The sequence below is a fragment of the Stenotrophomonas sp. KH_036_B genome, assembly GCF_057839485.1.
In genome coordinates this window covers 4,221,801-4,245,439 of sequence record NZ_CM174491.1, presented here as the reverse complement: position 1 = coordinate 4,245,439, position 23,639 = coordinate 4,221,801, and the positions used below count along the sequence as shown (strand labels likewise).

25 protein-coding genes and 2 pseudogenes are annotated in these 23,639 nt (G+C 66.7%); 14 read left to right on the top strand and 13 right to left on the bottom strand.

The features are described 5' to 3' along the window. The first annotated feature begins 48 nt into the window (after positions 1–48). Positions 49–747, top strand: a complete 699-nt coding sequence (locus AC3ITN_RS18825; RefSeq protein ID WP_489391508.1) for an alpha/beta fold hydrolase — start codon at positions 49–51, stop codon at positions 745–747. A 184-nt stretch (positions 748–931) separates the two neighbouring features. On the opposite strand, the gene dkgB is transcribed toward AC3ITN_RS18825, so the two are convergent. After that, on the bottom strand, positions 932–1,735 hold the full coding sequence (gene dkgB, locus AC3ITN_RS18820) for a 2,5-didehydrogluconate reductase DkgB (RefSeq protein ID WP_489391507.1): 804 nt from the start codon (positions 1,733–1,735) through the stop codon (positions 932–934). Positions 1,736–1,813: 78 nt separating this feature from the next. After that, positions 1,814–3,028, bottom strand: a complete 1,215-nt coding sequence (locus AC3ITN_RS18815; RefSeq protein WP_489391506.1) for an MFS transporter — start codon at positions 3,026–3,028, stop codon at positions 1,814–1,816. 124 nt (positions 3,029–3,152) lie between these two features. Here AC3ITN_RS18815 and AC3ITN_RS18810 point away from each other — a divergent pair, with 124 nt between their 5' ends. The 3 genes from AC3ITN_RS18810 to AC3ITN_RS18800 all read left to right on the top strand — a co-directional run bounded on the left by AC3ITN_RS18810 (position 3,153) and on the right by AC3ITN_RS18800 (position 5,506). Then, positions 3,153–4,055, top strand: coding sequence for a LysR substrate-binding domain-containing protein (locus tag AC3ITN_RS18810; protein ID WP_489391505.1), 903 nt, complete (start codon positions 3,153–3,155; stop codon positions 4,053–4,055). A gap of 103 nt (positions 4,056–4,158) precedes the next feature. Next, positions 4,159–4,611 carry an Rrf2 family transcriptional regulator gene (locus tag AC3ITN_RS18805; protein ID WP_489391504.1) on the top strand — a complete coding sequence of 151 codons (453 nt, stop codon included), beginning with the start codon at positions 4,159–4,161 and terminating at the stop codon, positions 4,609–4,611. Continuing rightward, a complete protein-coding gene (locus AC3ITN_RS18800) occupies positions 4,601–5,506 on the top strand; it encodes an NAD(P)/FAD-dependent oxidoreductase (protein WP_489391503.1) in 906 nt (301 codons plus the stop codon). The genes AC3ITN_RS18805 and AC3ITN_RS18800 overlap by 11 nt, the downstream gene beginning before the upstream one ends. A 153-nt stretch (positions 5,507–5,659) precedes the next feature. Here AC3ITN_RS18800 and AC3ITN_RS18795 read toward each other — a convergent pair whose 3' ends face one another. Beyond that, positions 5,660–6,613: an aldo/keto reductase gene (locus AC3ITN_RS18795; RefSeq protein ID WP_489391502.1), complete on the bottom strand. Its 954-nt coding sequence runs from the start codon at positions 6,611–6,613 to the stop codon at positions 5,660–5,662. 173 nt (positions 6,614–6,786) lie between these two features. Between AC3ITN_RS18795 and AC3ITN_RS18790 the strand changes: the two genes are divergently transcribed. Both AC3ITN_RS18790 and AC3ITN_RS18785 read left to right on the top strand, forming a co-directional pair. Next, entirely contained in the window at positions 6,787–7,647 is an 861-nt protein-coding gene (locus AC3ITN_RS18790; RefSeq protein ID WP_313347536.1) for a class I SAM-dependent methyltransferase, read from the top strand. A 55-nt stretch (positions 7,648–7,702) separates the two neighbouring features. Beyond that, positions 7,703–8,239 (top strand): pseudouridine synthase, encoded by a 537-nt coding sequence (locus tag AC3ITN_RS18785; RefSeq protein ID WP_489391501.1) that lies wholly within the window; start codon positions 7,703–7,705, stop codon positions 8,237–8,239. Between the two features lie 180 nt (positions 8,240–8,419). On the opposite strand, the gene AC3ITN_RS18780 is transcribed toward AC3ITN_RS18785, so the two are convergent. Together AC3ITN_RS18780 and hrpB are read right to left on the bottom strand one after the other, a co-directional pair. Next, positions 8,420–8,809, bottom strand: coding sequence for a hypothetical protein (locus AC3ITN_RS18780; protein ID WP_489391500.1), 390 nt, complete (start codon positions 8,807–8,809; stop codon positions 8,420–8,422). Between the two features lie 191 nt (positions 8,810–9,000). Beyond that, a complete protein-coding gene (gene hrpB / locus AC3ITN_RS18775) occupies positions 9,001–11,505 on the bottom strand; it encodes an ATP-dependent helicase HrpB (RefSeq protein ID WP_489391499.1) in 2,505 nt (834 codons plus the stop codon). 104 nt (positions 11,506–11,609) lie between these two features. Between hrpB and AC3ITN_RS18770 the strand changes: the two genes are divergently transcribed. Beyond that, positions 11,610–12,434, top strand: a complete 825-nt coding sequence (locus AC3ITN_RS18770) for a TatD family hydrolase (RefSeq protein WP_313347543.1) — start codon at positions 11,610–11,612, stop codon at positions 12,432–12,434. Positions 12,435–13,015: 581 nt separating this feature from the next. Here AC3ITN_RS18770 and AC3ITN_RS18765 read toward each other — a convergent pair. From AC3ITN_RS18765 to AC3ITN_RS18745, 5 genes and pseudogenes are all read right to left on the bottom strand, one after another. Continuing rightward, positions 13,016–13,891 carry an NAD-dependent epimerase/dehydratase family protein gene (locus AC3ITN_RS18765; protein ID WP_489391498.1) on the bottom strand — a complete coding sequence of 292 codons (876 nt, stop codon included), beginning with the start codon at positions 13,889–13,891 and terminating at the stop codon, positions 13,016–13,018. A gap of 2 nt (positions 13,892–13,893) precedes the next feature. Further along, a complete protein-coding gene (panE, locus tag AC3ITN_RS18760) occupies positions 13,894–14,832 on the bottom strand; it encodes a 2-dehydropantoate 2-reductase (RefSeq protein ID WP_489391497.1) in 939 nt (312 codons plus the stop codon). A 139-nt stretch (positions 14,833–14,971) separates the two neighbouring features. Continuing rightward, positions 14,972–15,278 (bottom strand): annotated as a pseudogene (locus AC3ITN_RS18755) (DUF3800 domain-containing protein). Positions 15,279–15,283: 5 nt separating this feature from the next. Further along, positions 15,284–16,084 carry an ABC transporter permease gene (locus tag AC3ITN_RS18750; protein WP_313347549.1) on the bottom strand — a complete coding sequence of 267 codons (801 nt, stop codon included), beginning with the start codon at positions 16,082–16,084 and terminating at the stop codon, positions 15,284–15,286. Further along, positions 16,081–17,040, bottom strand: a complete 960-nt coding sequence (locus AC3ITN_RS18745; RefSeq protein ID WP_313347551.1) for an ABC transporter ATP-binding protein — start codon at positions 17,038–17,040, stop codon at positions 16,081–16,083. Before AC3ITN_RS18745 ends, AC3ITN_RS18750 begins: the two co-directional genes overlap by 4 nt. A 105-nt stretch (positions 17,041–17,145) precedes the next feature. Here AC3ITN_RS18745 and AC3ITN_RS18740 point away from each other — a divergent pair, with 105 nt between their 5' ends. Both AC3ITN_RS18740 and AC3ITN_RS18735 read left to right on the top strand, forming a co-directional pair. After that, the gene (locus tag AC3ITN_RS18740) at positions 17,146–17,895 is read left to right on the top strand and encodes a ferredoxin--NADP reductase (protein WP_489391496.1); all 750 of its coding nucleotides are present in this window, start codon (positions 17,146–17,148) and stop codon (positions 17,893–17,895) included. A gap of 64 nt (positions 17,896–17,959) precedes the next feature. Beyond that, positions 17,960–18,631: a DUF7919 family protein gene (locus tag AC3ITN_RS18735; RefSeq protein WP_489391495.1), complete on the top strand. Its 672-nt coding sequence runs from the start codon at positions 17,960–17,962 to the stop codon at positions 18,629–18,631. Positions 18,632–18,896: 265 nt separating this feature from the next. Here AC3ITN_RS18735 and AC3ITN_RS18730 read toward each other — a convergent pair whose 3' ends face one another. Then, positions 18,897–20,243, bottom strand: a complete 1,347-nt coding sequence (locus AC3ITN_RS18730; RefSeq protein WP_489391494.1) for a serine hydrolase domain-containing protein — start codon at positions 20,241–20,243, stop codon at positions 18,897–18,899. A 391-nt stretch (positions 20,244–20,634) separates the two neighbouring features. Between AC3ITN_RS18730 and AC3ITN_RS18725 the strand changes: the two genes are divergently transcribed. From AC3ITN_RS18725 to AC3ITN_RS18705, 5 genes are all read left to right on the top strand, one after another. Next, positions 20,635–21,021 (top strand): hypothetical protein, encoded by a 387-nt coding sequence (locus AC3ITN_RS18725; protein ID WP_489391493.1) that lies wholly within the window; start codon positions 20,635–20,637, stop codon positions 21,019–21,021. 48 nt (positions 21,022–21,069) lie between these two features. Further along, entirely contained in the window at positions 21,070–21,357 is a 288-nt protein-coding gene (locus AC3ITN_RS18720; RefSeq protein ID WP_489391492.1) for a hypothetical protein, read from the top strand. Between the two features lies 1 nt (position 21,358). After that, complete coding sequence (locus tag AC3ITN_RS18715; RefSeq protein ID WP_489391491.1) at positions 21,359–21,607, top strand: hypothetical protein; 249 nt, start codon at positions 21,359–21,361, stop codon at positions 21,605–21,607. Between the two features lie 40 nt (positions 21,608–21,647). Beyond that, positions 21,648–21,926 (top strand): sigma-70 family RNA polymerase sigma factor, encoded by a 279-nt coding sequence (locus AC3ITN_RS18710; RefSeq protein WP_489391490.1) that lies wholly within the window; start codon positions 21,648–21,650, stop codon positions 21,924–21,926. A gap of 209 nt (positions 21,927–22,135) precedes the next feature. Further along, a complete protein-coding gene (locus tag AC3ITN_RS18705; RefSeq protein ID WP_489391489.1) occupies positions 22,136–22,564 on the top strand; it encodes a hypothetical protein in 429 nt (142 codons plus the stop codon). Here the strand turns inward: AC3ITN_RS18705 and AC3ITN_RS18700 are convergent. Together AC3ITN_RS18700 and AC3ITN_RS18695 are read right to left on the bottom strand one after the other, a co-directional pair. Then, a pseudogene (locus AC3ITN_RS18700) lies at positions 22,539–22,721 on the bottom strand (RNA 2'-phosphotransferase); the annotation flags it as partial. The gene AC3ITN_RS18705 and the pseudogene AC3ITN_RS18700 overlap by 26 nt on opposite strands. Positions 22,722–22,733: 12 nt before the next feature. Next, positions 22,734–23,309, bottom strand: a complete 576-nt coding sequence (locus AC3ITN_RS18695) for a DUF4291 domain-containing protein (RefSeq protein ID WP_489391488.1) — start codon at positions 23,307–23,309, stop codon at positions 22,734–22,736. Positions 23,310–23,639: the final 330 nt, after the last annotated feature.

Below are 23,639 nucleotides of genomic sequence, written 5' to 3'. Positions count from 1 at the left end.
CCATGCCGGGCATGGTCCGTGCACGGGCCAGGCCTGACAATGTGCCGCATGACCGATCGAACGCCGCTGTTGCTGTTGCCGGGCCTGCTCAACGACGCCGAACTCTGGCGCGCGCAGATTGCCGCCCTGTCCGATATCGCCGTCTGCACCGTCGGCGACCAGACCCGTGGCGAGACCCTGCAGGCCGTGGTCGATGACGTGCTGGCCCAGGCACCGGAGCGGTTCGCGCTGGCCGGGTTCTCGCTGGGTGGCTTCGTGGCCCAGCAGATCCTGCGCACCGCGCCCGAGCGGGTGCTGCGGTTGGCGCTGATCGATACGTCCTTCCACGCCGATTCGCCCGAGCGCGCCGCGCAACGTCGCACCCAGCAGGCCAGCGTGCGCCTGCCGGGTACCTTCCATGGCTTTGGCGACACGCTCATGCGCAGCTACATCGACGCCTCGCGCCTGGACGACTACGTGCTCGTGCAGCGCGTGCGTGACATGACCACGCGGCTCGGCGCCGAGGTGTTCCTGCGCCAGAGCGCGCTGGACCGGGCGGACGGCCGCGATGTACTGGCCGCCTATCGCGATCCGCTGCTGATCGTGTGCGGCGCCAACGACCGCATCACGCCGTTGCCGATCAGCGAAGAGATGCACGCGCTGGCACCGGGCTCAACGCTGGTGGTGCTGCCCGATTGCGGGCACCTGGCGCCGATGGAAAAGCCGGACGACGTCAGCGCCGCCATGCGCGCGTGGCTGCTGGGCTGAGCCGCCAGCGGGCTGCACTAGAGCAGATTGTTCACTATTCAATACATTAACCCAATCTACGTATTGAATAGTGAACTTTTAAATGCGCAGAGGCCTGCGCCGGTCTCTCGCAGCGTGGCACGATGAAAAGTTCACGATTCAATACCGTATGCGCCTCTGGGTATGGAATCGTGAACAAAGTGCGTCAATCCCACGCCGGCGCGATCCCCTCCGGATTCGCCAGCCGCTGGCCGCGATCCAGCGTGGCGATCTGCGCCATGTCGTCCTCGCCCAGGCGCAGGTCCGCGGCGAGCAGGTTGCTGGCCAGGTTCTCGCGCCGGGTGGAGGAGGGGATGACCGCGAAGCCCTGCTGCAGCGCCCAGGTCAGCGCCACCTGTGCAGGCGTGGCGTTGTGACGCTCGGCGATGGCCTGGATGACCGGGTCCTTCAACACGTCGCCGTAGGCCAGGCTCATGTATGCGGTGACATGGATGCCCTGCTCGCGCAGGAACGCGATCAGCGCGCGGTTCTGCAGGTAGGGGTGCACTTCGATCTGGTTGGTGGCGATGGCATCGGCACCGAGGATGTCGATGGCCTGGCGGGTCAGGTCGATGGTGAAGTTGGAAATGCCGATCTGCCGGGTCAGGCCCTCGGCCTTGGCCTGTGCCAGCGCGCCCAGGTACTCCGCCATCGGCACGGCATCGTTCGGCGACGGCCAGTGGATCAGGGTCAGGTCGACGTGGTCGGTGCGCAGCTTGCGCAGGCTCCCGCGCAGGCTGTCCAGCAGCGCATCGTGCTGGAAGCTGGCGATCCAGACCTTGGTGGTGATGAACAGATCGTCGCGCGCCACGGCGGAATCGGCGATGGCCTGGCCAACCTCGGCCTCATTGCCGTAGATCTGCGCCGTATCGATGGCGCGGTAGCCCACGTCCAGCGCGTTGCGGACCGAATCGATGACGGTCTGGTCCTTCAGGCGGAACGTGCCGAGGCCAAAGGCGGGAATGCTCATGAAAACTCCTTCAAAAGGGGGCAGTGCAGGCTACGCCGTGCACCGTTAAACAAGAGAAACAAGAGGATGGAGCTCCTCTCAATGCGCCGCCACCGAAATCCCGTCGGCACGCGCCTCAACACCATCGCGGGCATCCAACCGCCCACTCAACACGGTCAACCCCAGCGCACCCAGCACCACCAGCGCGCCCAGCCACGGGGTATGCATCAACCCAAGGTGATCGACCACCAGCCCGCCCAGCGACGCACCCAATGCGATACCCACATTGAACGCGGCGATGTTCAGACCCGAGGCCACGTCCGCCGCCTGCGGTGCGAAGCGCTGCGCCTGCTTCACCACGTACACCTGCAGCCCGGGCACGTTGCCGAATGCCACTGCGCCCAGGGCCAGCACGGTCAGCAGCACCAGCCACGTGTTGTAGGCGGTGAAGGTCAGGGCGAACAGCACCAGCGCCAGCAACCCGAAGATCAGCTTCAGTGCCGGAATCGGGCCGCGACGGTCGGCCAAGCGGCCGCCCCACAGGTTGCCGATCGCCACCGACACGCCGTACACCAGCAGCACGCCGCTTACCGCGTTCGGCGCGAAGCCGGTGACGTCCTGCAGGATCGAGGCGAGGTAGGTGAACGACAGGAACGTGCCGCCATAGCCCAGTGCGGTGATCGCATACACCAGCAGCAGGCGCGGCTGCGCCAGTACCGCCAGCTGCTGGCCGAACGTGGCCGGCGCACTGCGCTGCAGGTTGCGCGGCACGAACAGCAGGCTGCCGAGCAGGGCGATCACGCCCAGCGCCGCCACCGCCAGGAAGGTCGCCCGCCAGCCCAGGTGCTGGCCGATGAACGTACCCAGCGGCACGCCGGTGACCAGCGCCACGGTGAGGCCGGTGAACATGATCGCGATCGCGCTGGCCGCCTTCTCTTTAGGAACCACCGATGTGGCGATGATCGAGCCGATCGAGAAGAACACGCCGTGCGCCAGGCCGGTCAGGATGCGGGCCACGATCAGCGAGCCGTACCCCGGGGCCATCCACGCAATCACGTTGCCCAGGGTGAACAGCACCATCAGCGCCACCAGCAGCGTTTTGCGCGGCACCCGCCCGGTCAGCGCGGTCAGCACCGGCGCACCCACCGCCACCCCCAACGCGTACAGCGAGACCAGCAGGCCCGCCGAGGGCAGGGACACGCCAAGGTCGGCGGCAATGGTCGGAATCAGCCCGACGATGACGAATTCAGTCGTGCCGATGGCGTACGCACCGAGCGTCAGCGCCAACAAGGCCAAGGGGATGCCGCGGGACATGGTCGTTACCGGTGGGAGGACAGGCTGCGCAGTCTGCGCGCCAGACTCTTGCCGAAACAGCGGTCTTCACGCCAATGACTATTGAGTTCTGGTCAATAATGGGGCCTGCCCGATGGACCACGCCATGAAGACCACCCTGGACGAAATGCAGGCGTTCATTGCCGTCATCGACAGCGGCTCGATCACGGCTGCTGCCGAGGCGCTCGGCCAGACCACCTCGGGCGTCAGCCGCGCGCTGGGCCGGCTGGAGGAAAAGCTGGGCACCACCCTGCTGACCCGCACCACCCGGCGGCTGCAGCTCACCGAAGAGGGCGACGCGTTCCTGGCCCAGGCCCGCGCCATCGTCGCCTCCGTGGAGGCGGCCGAAGAGCAGATGACCGCGCGCCGACAGCGCCCGGCAGGCCGGCTGCGTGTGGATGCCGCCACCCCGTTCGTGCTGCACGTGATCGCCCCACTGGTGGCCGGCTTCCGCGCGCGCTATCCGGAGGTGCAGCTGGAACTCAACAGCAGCGAGCGCTACATCGACCTGCTGGAACGGCGCACCGACGTGGCCATCCGCATCGGCCCGCTGGCCGACTCCACCCTGCATGCGCGCCCGCTGGCGCACAGCCGCCTGCGGGTGCTGGCCAGCCCGGCCTACCTGGCGCAGCACGGCACGCCCCAGGGCGTGGAAGACCTGGCCGGACACGCACTGCTCGGTTTCAACGAACCGGACTCGCTCAATCACTGGCCGCTGCCCGGCCGCACCGACGCACTGCTGCACATCCGGCCGGCGGTGGCCGTGTCCAGCGGCGAGACCCTGCGCCGCCTGGCACTGGAAGGGGCCGGCATCGTCTGCCTGTCCGACTTCATGACCCAGCGCGACCGCGATGCAGGCACGCTCGTGCAACTGCTGCCCACCCTGACCGTCGAGGTGCGCCAGCCGATCCACGCGGTGTACTACCGCAACACGGCGGTGTCCGCGCGGATCACGTCGTTCCTGGACTACCTGGGCGATGCCATGACCGTCGCCGCGTTCCTCCGGTAGGTGCCGGCCGTTGCCCGGCCCTCATGAACGGTGAACGTCTGCAGGGGCTGGCCAACAGCCGGCGCTACCCAACGCGACGTTAATATGTAACTATTGGCGTTACATGAAATCCAGCACCCAGTTTTCCGACGCCCTGCATGTCATGGCCCACCTGGTGGGCCAGCCCGGGCCCCGCACGTCCGAGCAGCTCGCCACCTGCCTGCCCACCCACCCGGTGGTGATTCGTCGGTTGCTGGCCGCGCTGCACAAGGGCGGCCTGGTGCACACCGTGCGCGGCCACGGGGGCGGCAGCCAGCTGGCACGCGACCCGGCCACCATCACCCTGCACGACGTCTACGTGGCCATCGGCTCGCCGGCGTTGTTGCATACCGGCGCGCGCGACACCGGGCGTGGCTGCCCGGTGCAGCAGGTCGTCAACAGCGCGCTGGATGACAGCTACCAGCAGGCCCAGGCGCTGCTCGAACAACGCCTCCATGCCACCACCCTGGCCACGCTGGGCGACGCCTTCGCCCGGCACCTGGCCCACCACGCCACAGGAGCAGCGCATGACCTTTGATGCCGTGATCGTCGGCGGCAGTTACGCCGGCCTGTCCGCCGCCATGATGCTCGCGCGTGCGCGCCGCAGCGTGCTGGTGATCGACAGCGGCCTGCCGCGCAACCGCTTTGCCGCGCACTCGCACGGCGTGCTTGGCCTGGATGGCATCGGCGGCGGTGAGCTGCTGCGGCAGGCCAAGGCGCAGCTGCTCGATTACCCCAGCGTGCGCTGGATCAGTGACACCGCCACCGATGCGCAGGTCACCGTGGACGGCTTCGCGGTGCACACCGCCGGCGGTGACACCTGGGCCACCCGCAAGCTGCTGCTGGCCACCGGCGTACGCGATGCGCTTCCCGACCTTCCCGGCCTGTCCGAACGCTGGGGCCACGGCGTGCTGCACTGCCCCTACTGCCACGGTTATGAAGTGGGTGGCGGCGCCATCGGGCTGCTTGGCGGCCACGCACTGTCCAGCATGATGGCCGGCGTGCTGGCCGACTGGGGGCAGGTCACGCTGTTCGCGCATGGCATGACCCTGGAAGACGATGCGATCGCCACCCTGCAGCGCCGCGGCGTGCGCATCGAAACCAGCGAGGTGGTCGCGCTGGAAGGCGAGGCTCCGCAGCTGAGCGCGGCACTGCTTGCCGACGGTCGCCGCATCGACCTGCGCGCGCTGTTCGTCACCGCGCGCCAGCACATGGGCTCCCCGCTGGTGGAACAGCTGGGCTGTGCGCTGGATGAGAGCCCGGTTGGGGTGCTGGTGCGGGTCGATGCGCAGAAGCAGACCACGGTGCCCGGCGTATACGCCGCCGGCGATGCCAGCGTGATGGGCAACATCACCCTGGCCAGCGCTGAAGGCGTGCGCGCCGGCGTGAGCCTGCACCACGCACTGGTGGCGGAAGACAGCGCGGCGGCCTGAGCGGCGTCGCCGACCGTTGGCCGGCTCTACGCGATCTCAATCGGCATCCGCGGGAGCCTGGCGACGGGGTGATTGCATGGGCGCATATCGCAGGGCGTGGATCCACCGGGTCGTGGAGCCACCCCAGCCACGCAGGCGTGGATCGACGGCGCGTTACTCGGCGCTGGCGGCATCCAGCTGTGCAACGTCGTCGGCCGACAGGGCCACCTGCGCGGCGGCCAGCACGTCATGGAGCTGCGCCACGCTGGTGGCGCTGACGATCGGTGCGGTGATGCCCGGGCGGGCAATCAACCAGGCGATCGCCACCTGTGCGGGCGTGGCGGCGTGCTTGCCGGCGATGTCATCCAGCGCCTCCAGAATCCGCAGGCCGCGCGGATTGACGTACTTCGCCACCACGCTGCTGCCGCGCGAGCTGCTCTTGGCTGCATCGTCCGCACTGCGGTACTTGCCGCTGAGGAATCCACTGGCCAGCGAGTAGTAGCTGATCACGCCCAGCCCGCTCTCGCGTGCGACCGCTTCAAGCCCGCTCTCGTAGCCGGCCCGGTCATACAGGTTGTACTCCGGCTGCAGCGTCTCGTAGCGCGGCAGTTTGTAGTCGGCCGAGACCTTGAGTGCGTCGCGCAGGCGTTCCGCGCTGTAATTGGACGCGCCAATCGCGCGCACCTTGCCCTGCTCGATCAACCGGCCGAACGCGGCCAGCGTGGTCTCCAGCGGCGTGGACTCGTCGTCCTCGTGCGCCTGGTACAGATCGATCACGTCGGTCTGCAGGCGGCGCAGTGAATCCTCCACCGCCGCCGCAATGTTGTCTGCCGACAGCCCGGGGCGTTCGGCCCACTTCGCCACTTTGGTGGCCAGTACGACCTTGTCGCGCTTGCCGCTGCGCTGGAACCAGCGGCCCAGGATGGTCTCCGATTCACCGCCCTGATTGCCCGGCACCCAGGCCGAGTAGGCGTCGGCGGTGTCGACCAGGGTGTAGCCGGCATCGACAAACGCATCGAGCAGTGCGAACGAGGTCTTCTCGTCAGCGCCCCAGCCGAACACGTTGCCGCCGAACGCGATGGGCAGCACTTTCAGGCCGGAACGGCCGAGTTCGCGCGGTGCAGTCATGGGCATATCCTCCAGTTGAATCCAATGGGACAGCATAAGTGCCTGCCCATGACATCGCTGCGGCGCTCTCCACAAAACAGTGTTCCGCTTCGCTGCACTGCACTAACGCTTTGTGAACACCTTTGACATCGCGGCTGCTAGTCTCGCCGCATCCCGCCACCGGAGGTGATCCGATGAAAGCCCGTTCGCTGAGCTGTGCCTGCCTGTTCACTGTTTCCACGCTGCTGCTCGCCGCCCCGGCCCTGGCGGTCAAGCCTGCCGGTGCCAACGCACAGGTCGCCATCACCCCTGCGGTGCAGGCGGCGGTCGATGGCAAGAGCCGCACCCCGGCCAATGTCGCGCGCGATGCCTACCGGCACCCGGCCCAGACCCTGTCGTTCTTCGGCGTGCAGCCGGGCCAGGCGGTCATCGAGATCACGCCAGGAGGCGGCTGGTACTCGGAAATCCTCGCACCGCTGCTGCACGACAAGGGCCACTACATCGCCGCCGTGGTCGATCCGATGGCCGTGCCCGAAGGGCGTGCGCGTGACTACCAGGCGCGCGGCAAGAGCGGGCTGGAGAAGAAGTTCGCCGACACCCCGGCGCTGTACGGCAAGGCACGCGTGGTGGGCTTCGACCCGGCCGCACCGCAGTTTGGCGCGGATGGTTCGGTGGATACCGTGCTGACCTTCCGCAACGTGCACAACTGGCGCACCGCCGACCAGGCCGAGGGCATGTTCAAGGGCTTCTACCGCGTGCTCAAGCCGGGCGGCGTGCTGGGCGTGGTGGAACACCGCGCCAAGGCCGATGTGCCGGCCAATGACAAGAGTGGCTATGTGGGCCAGGCCCAGGTCATCGCGATGGCGAAGGCGGCAGGCTTCGAGCTGGCCGGCAGCAGCGAGATCAATGCCAACCCGCGCGATACCAAGGACTACCCCAACGGCGTGTGGACCCTGCCGCCGAGCAACAACCACGACGCCGCCGATGAAGCCAGGTACAAGGCCATCGGCGAGAGCGACCGCATGACGCTGCGCTTCATCAAACCGGCGAAGTAATGCCGGCGGGCACGGTGGGTGGGACAATGCTCCCCCCACCGCCGTCCTGCGCCCCATGCTCATCGCCTTCAACAAGCCCTTCAACGTCCTGTGCCAGTTCACCGACAGCAGCCAGCCGCCGCGCGCGACGCTGGCCGGCTTCGGACTGCCGCCGGACGTGTACGCGGCCGGGCGGCTGGACTACGACAGCGAAGGCCTGTTGCTGCTCACCGATGACGGCAGGCTGGCGCATCGCCTTACCGACCCGCGGCACAAGGAAGACAAGACGTACTGGGTGCAGGTGGAAGGCACGCCCAGCGACGAGCAGGTGCAGGCGTTGCGCAGCGGGGTGCAGTTGAACGATGGGCCGACCCTGCCGGCACGCGTGGAGCGGCTGGAGACGCCCGCGCTCTGGCCGCGCAATCCACCAGTACGGTTCCGCAAGACGGTACCGGATGCCTGGTTGGCGATCACCCTGCGCGAGGGCCGCAACCGCCAGGTGCGGCGCATGACCGCCGCCGTCGGCCTGCCCACGCTGCGTCTGGTGCGCATTTCGATGGGCCCGCATGGGTTGGGCGACCTGCAGCCGGGGCAATGGCGCAGGATCGGTTGAGAAACCGCATCACTCCGTAGAGCCACGCCCTGCGTGGCTGCGCGCGATGCGGGCCCACGTGGCAGCCACGCAGGGCGTGGCGCTACCGCGTCAGATGCAGCGAACGCGCAAAGGATGGTCGCCCAAAAAAAACCGCCGGACATGCCGGCGGTCTTCTGTTCCAGCCACGCGCCCGATGGTTCAGGCGTCGCTGCCGATATCGCTGTGCTCATCCACCACGGTGTCGTTGCGGCGGTTGCTGGCGCTGATGCGCTGCGCCTGCCCATTCACCACGCCACCATTGGCCAGCTTCTTCTTCTGCTGCTTGCGGTACAGCGCGTAGCCCAGCAGGCCCACCCCCACCGCTGCCACGGCAATGGTCGCGGCCGGGTTGCGGCGTACCACCTTGGCGGCCACCTTGCTGCCGGTCTTCACCGCCCCGAGCGCCGCACCGGTCTTGATCCAGTCGGTTGCCTGCGGGCCGAAGTGGCGCAGATTGGTGCCGGCGTGCTTCAGGCCATCGCCCGCGCTGCTTGCCAGATCCAGTGCACGCTCAAGGGCGCGGTCGGTAATAACGGTCAGTCTGCTCATGGGGGGTCCTTTGCCTCGGTTCGGAATCCAGTGTCGCCCGGTGGCCGTGTAGGGCGTGTTATCCGCCGCCCACGGCCTGGTCACGACGATAACCAATCTGCAGGATTGATTCAGGTCGGTCGCCGTAGAGCCACGCCGTGCGTGGCTGATCGCGGTGCAGGGTCCATCGCACAGCCACGCAGGGCGTGGCGCTACGTCCCGCGTGGCTTGGCCCGGTGCGTGGCACTGGCTGTCCACGGGTCATCCGGCCACGGGTGTCGCGGGTAGCGCCCCTTCATCTCCTTCTTTACCTCGGCATAGGTGTTCGCCCAGAAGTTGCGCAGGTCCTGGGTGACCTGCAGCGGACGGCCGCCGGGCGACAACAGGTGCAGGGTGAGCGGCACGCGGCCGTCGGCGATCCGGGGCGTATCGGCCAGCCCGAACAGCTCCTGCAGCTTGACCGCCAGCACCGGCGGCTGCGGCGTGGCGCCGTCGGCGTCGATGGCGTAGTGGATCGGCCGTTCCATGCCCGAGGGCACCGTGATGCGCAGCGGCGCATGGCGATCGATCAGCTGGCGCTGTGTCCATGGCACGGGCGACTTCAGCGCTTCGCCCAAGGCCGACTCGTCCAGCGCATCCAGCCGGGTCCTGCCATTGAAGGCCGGCGTCAGCCATGTCGGCAGTGTCCCCATCAGCGCGGCATCGGACACGTCGGGCAGTTCAAGCTCAGGCATCCAGGTGCGCAAGGCCAGCGCACGTGCCTGCCACTGGCGCAGCCCGTCGGTCCACGGCAAGGCATCCAGTCCCAGCTCGCGTACGGCCTCGGTGAGCGCCTGGGCCGCCTGCGCCGGGTCGACCCGGCCGGCCGAGCGGCTGTCCAGCACGATGCGGTCGAAGCGGCTTTCGCGGCGTGCGACCAGTGCGCGCTTCTCCGCGTCCCAGCGCACCACGTCCTCCTGCCGGAAGCGCTGCGGGAAGTCGCGGCGCAGCCGGTTCTCATCCACCGGCGCGGCGCGCAGCAGCAGTGCGTCGCGCGCCTCGTAGCGCAGCTCCACCGCCACCAGCCACGGCTCACCGCGCAGGTCGCTGGGATCGAACAGACGCGCGCTGCGGCCATTGGCCAGCAGGTAGCGCAGCGGATCGGCAGGGTGGCGTGCGGCGATCCGGTCAGGGAAGGCATGGGCGAGCAGGTCGCCGAGCTGGTGGGCCTCCACCGACGTCGGCGGCAGCGCGTCGCAGCGCAGGCGTCGCCGCCACTGCTTGCTGGCTGCATCGATGGCAGCCAGCGCGCCACGGTTGGCATCGTGCGGCACGCGGCCCTGGCGGAAGGCCGCCAGCGCACGCCATCGCGCCGCCAGCGCATCGCCGCCCTGGCGCAGCGGATCGCGTGCCTCCACCACTGCCGCCAGGTCGCAGGCCAGCGCCTGTTCGGTGCCGCTGCCGGCGGCCAGCAGCATCGCCGCCAGCCGCGGGTGCGTGCCCAGCGTGAGCATGCGCCGGCCCAGCGCGGTGAGCCCGCCGGTGTCGCTCAGCGCGTCCAGGCGCTGCAGCAGTTCGCGTGCCGCCGCCATCGCGCCCACGGGTGGCGCATCCACGAAGCGCAGGTCGTCGCTGCCCCACGCCGCCAGTTCCAGCGCCAGTGCCGCCAGTTCCACCTGCGCGATCTCCGGCCGGCGCTGCGACTCCAGCCGCTGCGACTGCGGCCACAGCCGCCACGCCCAGCCATCGGCCACGCGCCCGGCGCGACCGGCGCGCTGGTCAGCCGATGCCTGCGCGATGCTCACCACGTCCAGCCGTGCGAAGCCGCTGTTGGGGTCGTAGCGCGGCTCGCGCGCCAGCCCCGCATCGATCACCACGCGCACGCCGGGCAACGTGACCGACGATTCGGCCACGTTGGTGGCCAGCACCACCCGGCGCTGGCCGTGCGGGTCGGGCTGCAGCACCCGTGACTGTTGTTCCACCGGCAGCTCGCCGTGCAGCGGCAGCACCTGGATATCGGCGGGCAGCGCCTGGTCCAGCGCGGCCTGGGTGCGGGCGATTTCGCGCTGACCGGGCAGGAACACCAGCACGTCGCCGGGGTGTTGGGCCAGCGCCTGCTCCACCGCGCGCCGCGCCTGTGCCTCAAGCGCTTCGTCGCGCCGCGCCGGAAAATGACTGATCGCCACCGGGAAGCTGCGGCCTTGGCTGCTGAGGCGGGGCGCGTCGAGGAACTGCGCCAGCCGCTCGCCATCCAGCGTGGCCGACATCACCACGATGCGCAGGTCGTCGCGCAGCTGTGCCTGCACATCCAGCGCCAGGGCCAGGCCGAGATCGGCGGCCAAGTGGCGTTCGTGGAATTCATCGAACAGCAGCGCGCCCACGCCGTCCAGCATCGGGTCGTCCTGCAGCATGCGGGTCAGGATGCCCTCGGTCACCACCTCCACCCGGGTGCGCGCGGTCACCTTGTTCTCGAAGCGGATGCGGTAGCCCACGGTACCGCCGACCTCTTCGCCCAGCTGCCGCGCCATGAACTGCGCGGCGCTGCGCGCGGCGACCCGGCGGGGTTCCAGCATGATGATCCTGCGGCCCTGCAGCCACGGCGCGTCCAGCAATGCCAGCGGCACCTGGGTGGTCTTGCCGGCGCCGGGCGGCGCTTCCAGCACCAGCCGCGTGTGGCTGGCCAGGTGCGCGGCAATCTGCGGCAGCAGCGAGGAAATCGGGAAAATCGGGGTGTTCATGCGGCAAGGATACGGGCCGCGGGCAGCAGCGGCGAGCCGTGGCGGGCGGGCGCGCGCAGGCCGCACGCTACAATGGGCCGATCAACTGCCCTGTAGCTGTCCCCATGCAACTGATCGATATCGGCGCCAACCTCACCCACGATTCCTTCGACCGCGACCGCGACGCCGTGCTGGCGCGCGCCCGCGAGGCCGGGGTGGTGCAGATGGTGCTGACCGGGGCCAGCCGCGAGCATTCCCCGCTGGCGCTGGAGCTGGCGCGCCAGCATCCCGGTTTCCTGTACGCCACCGCCGGCGTGCATCCGCACCACGCGGTGGAGTACACCGACGAATGCGATGCCGAGATGCGCGCGCTGCATGCGCATCCCGAAGTGGTGGCGGTGGGTGAGTGCGGTCTGGATTACTTCCGCGATTTCGCGCCGCGCCCGGCCCAGCACCGCGCCTTCGAGCGGCAGCTGCAGCTGGCCAGCGACGTGCGGGCCGCCGATGGCCAGCGCAAGCCACTGTTCCTGCACCAGCGCGACGCGCACGCGGACTTCATGGCGCAGATGAAGAACGTCGACGGCAGGATCGGCGCGGCGGTGGTGCATTGCTTCACCGGCGAGCGCCAGGAGCTGTTCGACTACCTGGACCAGGACTGGTACATCGGCATCACCGGCTGGCTGTGCGACGAACGCCGCGGTGCCCATCTGCGCGAGCTGGTAAAGCACATCCCGGCCGAGCGCCTGATGATCGAAACCGACGCGCCCTACCTGCTGCCGCGCAGCCTGAAGCCGCTGCCGAAGGACCGCCGCAATGAGCCGATGTTCCTGTCGCACATCGTCGAAGAGCTGGCACGTGATCGGGGTGAACAGGTCGAGGTGACGGCGGCCAATGCGACCGCGGCAACGCGCACGTTCTTCCGCCTGCCTGGGCTGGGCGGATCGCTCTGAGTGATCCGCTTCGCACATCGGTGAAATAACGCACTATCCGATGGGAAGTGGCTGGCAGGAGGGTCAGCATTCGAGGTCCATCACTCGAACACAAGGCGCTGCCCGTGAACACTGCCCCCGACGGACCCCGGCCTGCCCGCGCCACGCCTGCGCACTGGCGCCCCTGGCGCGATCCGCCCCCGCACGCCCACCGCGGTCCTTACGCCATGCGCAACACCACGCTGCGGGTGTGGGCCAGGCCCGAGGCACCCATGGCGTCGTCGCAGCAATGCGTCGAGGCTGCCACGCGCAGGGCGGCCCTGCCGGCCTTCCCGTGGCGCCCCGTTCCATTCGATGCCCCGCCCCGTCCGGTGGTGCAGACGCGCACGACAGGCACGCAGACCGACCCGCTGCCGTATGCCTTCCAATGGGAGGGGCAGGGCATGACACCCCAGGCCAGCCTGGAGGCCATGTGTGCGGCACTCGCGCCCGGCGCCGGAAGCCATCCGCCGTTGCGGTGGCCCCGGTAGCGCCAGACCGTGCGTGGCTGCAGCGCCGACCCGCGCGGGTCGCATGGCGTCGCAGCCCCGCAGGGCGGTGCTCTACGCCTCGTGGGCGTCCCGCAACCCGTCCCGGTACGTCGGGAAGGTGGGCACCCAGCCCAACGTCGCACGGGTGGCGCGGCTGTCCACCCGTTTACTGCTGGCATAGAACCGTCGCAGGGTTGGGCTCAGCGATGGGTCATCCCACGCCAGCGCAGGCGGCATGGAAAATCCCCCCAGCGCTGCGGCGAACGCCAGCACAGCCTGCGGCGGCGCCGGCTCGTCATCGCTGGGCAGATACATCGCGTCGCGCGTAGGCAGACCCATCGCGGCCACCACCACCGCTGCCAGGTCCTCCACATGCAGCCGGTTGAACACCAGACCGGGCCGTACCACGTGGCGCGCCCGACCTTCCGCCAGCTGCACCAGCGCATTGCGCCCGCGCCCATACACGCCCGGCAGGCGAAACACCGCCGACGCAATGTCCATGTCCCGCGCCACCTCGCGCCACTGACGTTCGGCCAGCAATCGCCGCTGCGCCGCATCGTCCACCGCATCGGCGGCCGAGGCTTCGTCGACCCACCCGCCATCGCGGTCCGCGTATACCGCCGTGGAAGAGAGATACCCCAGCCAGCGCAGCGCCGGGCTGTTGCGCAGTTCCTCCGCCAGCAGGCGCAGGGTCGGGTCGCCCGCATCGTCCGGCGGTACCGTGCACACCACCGCCTGCGCGGCCTGTATCGCCTCGCGCAGGGCATCATCGAGGGGCATCCCCGCCACCAGCCGGTGGCGGACCACGCCATCAGCCGGTGCGGTCGCCGGATCGCGCACCGTGCCACTGCAGTGCACGCCCTGCGACCGCAGCCGCGCCGCGATATGCCGCCCGCTGTACCCCAGCCCCAGCACCAGCACGCGCGAAGGGGCAGGACCGGTCGTCATGCTCAGCCCGCGTGTTGGCGCTGGTACGCCTGCAGGTGCGCATGGGCGACCGCCAGCAGCGGCGCCGCCTGGCCCGCCGCGCGCGCCCGCACCAGCATGTCGCCGACGATCTGCTCGGCCTCCACCTGCTGGCCGGCTTCCAGGTCGCGCAGCATCGACGCCTTCAGCGCCGATCCGGCCTGCGTGGTGGCGCCCAGCGCGATCTCCCGCGCCTTGTCCGGAATCGGCTCGCCCGCCGCGTCGGCCACGGCCAGGCACTCGTCGTACAGCCCGCGCACGATCGCCACGCCGTCATCGGTGGCCACGATGGTGCCCACATCGGCGCGCATCAGGCAGGTGGCGGCCGCCAGCGTGGTCAGGAACGTGTATTTGATCCACTGCTCCTGTCCGATCGCCGTGCTGGCCACGTGGTCCACACCCGCCTGCACGCAGGCCGCCGCCAGCGCCAGCACGCGCGCGCTGTTGCCCGTGTTGTCGCGCTCGCCGAAGGTCAGCTTCGCCGCCGGTGCCAGGTGCAGCACCGCACCGTCAGCGGCCTTGGTCGCACTGATGAAGCACAGCCCGCCCAGCACCGCATCGCGGCCAAAGCGCGCATCCAGCGCGGCGTAGTGGCGCAGGCCGTTGAGGATGGGGAGCACCGTGGTCCGCGACGACATGGCCGGGGCGATCGCCTCGATGGAACTGTCCAGGTCGTAAGCCTTGCAGCTGAGGATCACCAGGTCAAAGGGCTGTTCCATCGCCAGTGCCGGCAGGGCCTCGGCGGTGACGTGCGCCACCGGGAACGTCGCATCGCCCAGCGGGCTGCGGATCACCAGACCATCGCGGTCCAGCTGCGCTGCGCGTGCTGGACGCACCAGGAAGGTCACGTCCACCCCGGCCTGGGCCAGGCGTCCGCCGAAATAGCCGCCGGTGCCGCCGGCACCAAGAATCAGGATGCGCATGTTGAGCTCCATGTCTGTTCAAGCTGAACCGGTTGAGGGTGAACCGGTGAATGGTCCTGAACCCTGTTATCATCACGCCTGGATCGGGGATTCCCGGTCGGCATTGGGCCTCGGCGGATTCGCCGGGGCCTTTTGTTTTTCAAGGAAAGCATTTGAGGCCGTAGCCCAGGTATCGTCCAGCGGCATCCCGATCGAGCTTGGCTTCAATGACATCCCACGCCCGGTTGGACTGTTCCGGTCGCAGTTGACGCAGGCCAATGGGCCGCGCGATCAGATCAGCCAACTGGAGACCGATGGAGTTGCATCGCCGGGACCACGGTGTTCATGTAGTCCCGCTTGCTGATCAGGCAGCAGGACAGCACAAACAACGGGTACCCATTGTCGATGCTGTCCATGCCATGGTCGCCACTCTCATCGACAAAGACGATGTAGTCGCTGAACCGCATCGACGTCAGCTCCGCATGCCCACGCCACGCTTCAGCAGCCACAGTGCCAGCGCGGTCAGCGCCACCACGAAGCCGATCATCAGCGCGTAGGCCACCCACAGCGGCACGTCGCTGGTGCCCAGCAGGCCGTAGCGGAACGCGTTCACCATGTAGAAGATCGGGTTCGCATGGGTGGCCGCTTCGGCCCACGTCGGCAGCAGCTTCACCGAATAGAATACGCCGCCCAGGTAGGTCAGCGGGGTCAGGATGAAGGTCGGCACGATCGCCACGTCATCGAACTTCTTGGCGTACACCGCATTGATGAAGCCGGCCAGCGAGAAGATCGTCGCGCCCAGCAGCACCGTGGTCAGCGTCACCAGCGGGTGCGGAATGCGCACCGGCGTGAAGAACATCGCGATGATCAGCACGATGATGCCCACCATCAGTCCGCGCAGCACCGCACCGGATACATAGCCCCACAGGATCACCCAGTTCGGCATCGGGCTGACCAGCAGCTCTTCCACGTGGCGGCCGAACTTGGCGCCGAAGAACGAGGAGCTGATGTTGCCGTAGCTGTTCTGGATCACGCTCATCATCACCAGGCCCGGCACGATGAACTGCATGTAGCTGTAGCCGCCCATCTCGCCCACGCGCGAGCCGATCAGCCCGCCGAAGATCAGGAAGTACAGGGTCATCGTGATCGCCGGCGGCACCAGCGTCTGGCCCCAGATGCGCAGGATGCGTGCCACTTCGCGGCGCACGATCGTCATCAGCGCAATGCGGTTGCGCTGGCCGTCGGTCAGGACCGGGGTCGGGGTGCTGCTCATGCCACGTTCTCCTGGTTGCCGGTGAGCCGCACGAACAGCTCCTCCAGCCGGTTGCTCTTGGTCCGCATCGACCGCACCCGGATGCCCGAGGCGTTGAGCGCCGCGAATACCCGGTTCAGGTCCATCGCGCGCGGCATGTCCACGTCCAGCGTGTGCCCGTCGATGGCCGTCATGGTGGTGCCCTCGATCACCGGCAGCTGCGCCGGGAGCTCACCGTCGATATCGAACAGGAAGCCTTCCACGTCCAGCTTGGCCAGCAGCTCGCGCATCGGCCCCTGGGTGACGATCTGGCCGTGGTTGATGATGGCCAGGTTGCGGCACAGGTGCTCGGCCTCTTCCAGATAGTGTGTGGTGAGGATGATGGTGGTACCGGCCGCGTTGATCTCCTTCAACACCCGCCACATGTCGCGGCGGATCTCGATATCCACGCCGGCGGTGGGCTCATCCAGGATCAGCAGGCGCGGGCGGGTCATCATCGCCCGGGCGATCATCAGCCGGCGCTTCATGCCGCCCGACAGCGTGCGGCTCATCACCTGCGCCTTCTCCCACAGGTGGGCGCGCTTGAGCTCCTCCTCGGCCATCTTCTCGGCCTCGGCGCGGGCCACGCCGTAGAAGCCGGCGTAGTTCACCAGGATGTCGAAGGGCTTCTCGAACAGGTTGAAGTTGATCTCCTGCGGGACCAGCCCGATCAGGCGCATGGTGGCGCTGCGGTTGCGCACCAGGTCGCTGCCGAACACCTCGACCTGGCCCTCGCTGAGGTTCACCAGCGAGCTGATGATGCCGATCAGGGTCGACTTGCCGGCCCCGTTGGGGCCCAGCAGCGCGAAGAAGTCGCCCGGGGCAACGTCCAGCGAGACGCCCTTCAGCGCCTGGGTGCCGTTGTCATAGGTCTTGCGGAGGTCGCGCACCCGCAGCGCGGGGGCGGTACTGGACGCGGGAGTGTTCTGGGATGCCAAGCTCTTGCCTTCGCGCCCAAGGGTCGGCGCTGGATAGGGGCGGGGGAGCGGCTATTATAGAAGGCCCCGAGGGTCTGCCCCGGCTACACACTGTTTCCCAAATTCGTGCCTGTTCAATTCCCCCTCAAACTGATCGACCGGCGCATGCTCGCCCCGACCGTCGGCCACTACCAGTTCCTGCGTGATGACGGCCAGCCCCTGGATTTCCAGCCCGGCCAGTTCATCCAGGTCCATTTCGAGTACGCCGACGGCACCGCCACCAAGCGCAGCTACTCCCTGGCCACGATCCACGACCATGCCATGGCTCCCGGCGAAGCCGTTGATATTGCAGTCAGTTTCGTGCCCGGCGGCGCCGCCACGGCCCTGTTCGAGGGGCTGGACATCGGCGGCCACGTGACGGCCAGCGGCCCGTTCGGCCGGTTCTGCCTGATGCCGGGCGACCACAACGCCCGCTACCTGCTCATCGCCACCGGCACCGGGGTCACCCCGTACCGCTCCATGCTGCCGCTGCTGGCCACCGCCATGGCCGGGCGCGGGGTGGAGGTGGTGCTGCTGCAGGGCGCCCGCACCCCGGACGAGCTGCTCTACAGCGACGACTTCTACGCCTTCGCGGCCGCCCACCCGGGCTTCCGCTACGTGCCGTGCCTGTCTCGCGAGCTGCCCGAGAACCCGCACCCGGACGTCCGCCACGGCTACGTGCAGCAGCACCTGGCCGAATTCGCGCCGAACCCGGCCACGGATATCGCCTACCTGTGCGGCAACCCGGACATGGTGGATGCGACCTTCGAGGCGCTGAAGGAAGCCGGCCTGCCCACCCCGCAGGTGCGCCGCGAAAAGTACGTCAGCAGCAAGTAAGGCGGGTCGCGGCCCCGGGGGGGAATCGCCCCATCAGACCCGGGGCTGCCCCATCAGCCCACCCGTGACGGCCAAACGGGAAGTCGGCCTGCTGCTGACGCAGCAGCCGGACGATGCCACGCTTGAAGACATCCAGTACCACGTCTGCGTGCTGGAGAAGATCCAGCGTGGCCGGACGCGGCCTGGAAGCATCTGCAGGAAACCTTCCAGGCGTCCCAAGGCTCAGGCTATTCTGCTGCAGGTTCGAGTGTGGTCCGAACATGTCGAAACAGAGGCAATCAAGGTGCACTATCCGGATCTTTCGAGCTACTCCTACTACTTGAAAAGCCCTCTCGGGAATGTTCTCAACGTTGGGTGGTTGGATGTCGCACACGATTTCCCGAAAGACCACGTGCCCGACGATTTCCTTCCCAAGCTACGAGCGTTGTTCTGCTCGGCGGAAACGTTGGACGTCCATGTAAACAAGCTCAGGGGTTGGCGCCCTTGTTCCGTTTGCGGCGTCCAATGCAGCTTCGTATTTCGTGGGAGGCAGGTCATGTTGGGCATGTCCGAGATCTGGATTCCCGGCCTTGAGGAAGATCGATATTGGGCTGCCCCATCAATGCTCGACCACTACGTAGACGTTCACGGTTACCGCCCACCGCAAGCATTTGTCGATGCAGTGATGTCGTTGAGTCTTGACTCTAATTTCAATGGCCAGGAACGATACCTGGAGCTGATCAAAGGCCACTTCTAGTGCGTGACAGAATCGTCCAAGCTGGAGCTCTGGACGAAAGGTCATGGGCTGTCGCATCAGTGTCCGGCTGCCGCGGCCCCTGCGAACATCATCGAGTCGAGCGACATCAAAGGGACACCACCTGAAGACGGAGACTTGAGCATGCGCTTTCGAGCGCAGTCCCTTTGTCGTCACGAGGTGAAAGGGAGTGGGCGGGCGGAGTCCGACAGGCGCACCGGCTAAAAGGGCGCAATCCACGTCTGACAGACCGCATGTCCCGCAGGCATCACTCAGATCGCGTTGCGGCGTAGGTGCTGGCGCCGCTGACCAGCTCGAATCCACTCGTGCTGCCACCCGTGCCGGGCATGACCTTCAGCACCATGTCCTGCTCGGTCATGAAGAAGCTCGTCGCCGACTGCGCATGCAGCTCCCTGCGGCCTGCACCGAGCACGGCGCTCTGCAGATACAGCCGATCGCCCTCGGCAATGAGGTCTGCGGTTTTGCCCAGCAACGCGTAGCGACCGGCGAGCTGCCGGTTGCGTGCGGCATCGCCCGGAATGGCGACCTTCTCGATCACCTTGAATTCCGGCCAGCCGTACTCGGCAGAGATACTGGCCAGAATCTCGCCGATCAGCGCCGCGCCGTTGTCGCTGTTGGTCATGATCACTGCGCCTTGGCCACTATGCGTATAGCCGTACAGCTGCGAGCGGAAGCCGGTCGTACCACCGCTATGACTGAAGCTGGTCCGGTCGCCCAGATCCTCGACGTACAGCCCGAGCCCGTACTCGCCCAGGCCACGCGTGAGCATCATCTGCGCGGTGTCGTGCGAGAGCAGCACACCCGCGCTGCCATCCGCGGCGCGCTGGACCTCGAGCACCACCTGCGCAAGATCGCTCGGCGTGGTCCACAGGCCCGCCGCCGCCGACTCGGGATAGCGGTGCCAGCGTCCCGGGACCGCGTGGCCGTCGGGGGTGTGACCCGATGCCGCCTTGGTGTCCTGGCTGGGGGGCAGTGCTACGGCGAAGGTACTGTGCTTCATGCCCAGTGGCGCCAGCACGGACTGCTGCATGTACCGATCAAACGGCTGCCCGGCCGCCCCGGCCATCAGTAGTTGCACGACGCCGTAGCCACCGCCGGGGTAGCGCCACAGGCTACCGGGCAGGACATCCACCCGCACCGGGTCAGAGTTGGCCGGGGTGGTGCCGTAGAGGATCTGCACCAGGGTCGGCAGTGGCTGCCCCTGCGCGTAGCCGTCATAGCCATGGATCGTCATCCCGGCGCTGTGGTTGAGCAGCATGCGCAGGCTCACCGGCTTGGCGCGGATGAAGTCGTTGTCTGGAATCTTCCACGCGGTCAGCTGGTCGTTGGCCGGCGCATCCAGCGAAAGCCGGCCTTGCTGGACCAGCTCGAGCGCACCCACTGCGCTGACAGCCTTGCTGACAGAGGCCGCCTGGAAAAGGGTATCCGGCGTGACGGGAGAGGCGTTCTCTCCATCAGTGCTGGTCACGCCGTAAGCGCGTGTCCACTGAACCCGCCCCTGGTCGATGAGTGCAATGCTGACGGCCGGCACGTTGTGGAAGGCCATGCGCTCCCGGAGGTCGATCTTCCCGCCAGCGGCGCCCTTGACCTTCACAGGCGAGGAAAGTCCTTCCTCCACCCGGGCGACGCGGGCATCCGGTGCCGGGCGTGCTTCCGCTGCCGCTGTCGGTGGGATGTCGCACAAGGCCAATGTCGCCAACAGGCACATGTGGAAGCTAGTGACGGCCAACAGCGAGCGGCGTATGTGCATCGAGGAGCACCGGACTATACAAGAGGATTGGGCGACATTATCTTATCCCGGGGCCGGGTGGCGACTTCCGGACGCACGCGAGGCCAGCCATGACAGCCACGTGGACGTGCACGGATACCTATCCGGAGATTGGTGCGTGGGGGGAACGCTCATCCAATTCATCAGGTGAACAGTGAGTAGGAAAACGTTTGATTTTCTTGATGGATTCTCTCCGCAGGGGGATCCGGATGCTGCCATGATTTTTTCACTTGGCTGCTTGTTGAGTGAGGAAAGACTTGACCACTTATCCTGGCTCGCCGCAGACGGACACGAGATCGGTGGTGTTTCGGGTGAGCCGGGATGGATGATTGAGCGACGAGATTCCTTTTCTCCTTCTGCCGCACCCGGATATGAAGCATGGCCTGTGTGGGCAAGTTTCCGCGCGGATGTAGACCCGGATGCATATCGGCTTGCACATCCTGAGGTTTACATGAGCGGTGAGAAGTTCTGCAGCCTTCTGTGCGAAGCGTTGGAGTCGTACGTGCGTGGCTCCGGCCGTAGCGTGGCGGAGGCTAAGCAGCTTCTGGAAGACGTTCGTCGAAATCGCGAGAGTTGGCCGCTCGTTCGCGCTCGGGTCAATTGATCGCTGCATCTTTGATGCTGATGGCAGTTCCAAAGGAAGGAGGTGAAGATGAGTGCGCTTGCATCGAGGGACGCCGTCCTACAAAAGATCAAGGCGCTTCGTGAGAGAAGTGAGTCCCGTGAGGTTGTCGCAGCATGGGCCGAGGCCATTCTCGCTGACGATGCCGTCGAAATAGCTGACAGGCGCGTTTGGAAGGCAATAACACAATTGGGTGGCGCAGACTTGCTAGGTGAGGAGGATGCCTATCTTTATGGAGATGAGGACTTCTCAGATTGGGAGGCCGCTGTGGCGGCGGGTCAACGCGTAATTACAGTCATCAATCCGCGGAGGAAGTGATATGAAAACTGATGAGATTCTTTCGCTGGCAAGGACATTCATCTCCGGTGCCGACACGAGTATTGAAGCGGCAAACCGACTGGAACTCCTGCTGGATGACTCGTTTCCCGACGACGACTATCTACAGGAAACTGTCGAAATGCTTGCTTGCTATCGTCCAGAGGGCGGTAGCGACATAATAGGAGTTGAACCGATCCGCGAACGTCTTATTGGCGTATCCGCCTATCTCCTGGATCAATCGCCAGTCTAATGTGCATGGCGGCGTGCCCCAAGCTCGTAGGGGCACGCTGTTGTTCCAAACAGCAGCGCAGGCGGACGCGCAGCTATGCACCTCCCAGGAGTACACCGAACGCAGTCTCATCAACACCCGGCTGCAATGGGCGTTGCAGCGGCTGCCTGAGCGGTCACGTCTGCTCATCCATGCGCACTACTTCGAGCATCTTCCCTTCAAGACCCTGGCCGAGCGGCTCGGCGTCAGCAAGGGTCGGGTATCGCAGCTGCACCATGCAGCCCTGTTGGACCTTCGGCAATTCCTGACCCCGCCGTCGCTGCCACGCCGGACCGACTAGGTCCCAGCCGCCCTTCGGTCACATCCGGCCCGCCCGCTCGTCATGGCATGCTGAGACCCTTTCCATGAAGGAGCAGGCGGGATAGCGATGAGGATCTACTACTGCCTGGTGCTGAAGTTGGAACCGGAACATGGAACGTTCGTCGAATGGCGGCAGCATCACAATTAGTCCACTTGAACTCGCACTTGTCCTTTGTCACGTGAGATCTCATGGTTGATATCAAAATCATCGAACAGGCGAAGTCGATCCGTGAGATGTCATCACATGACGCAGCGGATTGGTTGATGGAGAACTACGCGGTCGGGACGCCCAACTACGGGACGGCGTTTCAGCTGATGCCCAGAAGGTCGTGGAAGCGATCCGATCAGATTCGCCTCGCCGAACACTACTTGGCCAGGCTTCCATTTGCGTCGAACACGCCCTACAGGGTGTTCCTCTCATTCATGGCCGCAGAGGTGTTCGTGCTGCAGATCAGGAAGTTCCTGCCTGATGACGAATCAAGTATTGATTTGTTGCGGTACCACCTGGGGCCGGTGATGCGTGAGGCAGTCAAGTCAGATGTTGACAGAGCGCTGTTCTCCAGTCTCATGGCTGAACTGGACCGCGCCGCAGGTTCGTGCTCACGACTTGCTGGATAAGTGCCAGATCCAGGTCTCGGCCATGGGACGTGGCGCCGGCGATCAGCGCATCAACGTCAACCCACCCTTCGGCGTCCAGCGTCATCCCGATAGCCTCGGGCTGATGACGCAGTACAAAGCTGAGGAACTTGCTGGTCTCTGTGAGTTGCTCTGTCATATGTCTACTTCCTCACCCCGGCGTGTACGGCGATTCACCTGGCAGCGCCGCACTCGCCTCATCCAGCTTGCCTTCCTCGACCAAGCCGTAGATCCGATGAGCGAGCGGCGTGACATCGGTGACGCGCCGGATCCACTCCCCGGTATACAGGCGTACGGCCTCGCCACTCAGTCCGACCTGGATGGCACGGTGATCCAGCGGCCGGTGGTGCAGGTCACGCTCAGGATCCCATTGCACACGCACGGGCGAGCGGTTCTTGAGCGCTTCCCACTGCTGCGGATCCATGCCCGCCTCGGGATGACTGGCGCAGCCATGCGCAAGTGCCCAGGCGAATCCTTCGTGGGTAATGTCGATGGCCAGGATGCGTGCCTGACCTTGGTCCTTATGGCCCCAGCCGGCGCGATACATCATCCATAGGAAGGACGGCTTGATCCATGTCATCCGCGCCATCTTGAAGGGCGGGGAGAGGAACGTCTGGTGCTTGAGGGCGCTGTCGGCAATGGTGTCCGAGTAGGCCTGGTAAACGCGGAGGGTGGAGCTGTCGTAATGGGCGCGGATCTGCCGCGCCGGAATCGTTGTCGTTGTCATCTGGCCATTTGTAACCGGGGTTGCCCGGCCCGTTCCCGGACCGACGACGGGCGGTCGATCGCGGCGGTCCACCGGCACTCCCATAGGGCAGATTGCTCCCGGCAAGAAGCGTTACGCTATGCTCCTGACCAACCTGGCAACGGACGCCACACCCATGGCCCTGATTTGCACAAAACGGATAGTGGAGCCACAGCATGCTGCCCGCTGAAACCCTGGTTGGTTCCCTGCTTGCTCCCGTTCTGGATAGCGTCCTCACCAGGCACGAGTTTGTCGACGTAGTAACCACCCGGATTGCAGGTCGCACTTACGTAACTGCAAGTGACCTCGGCT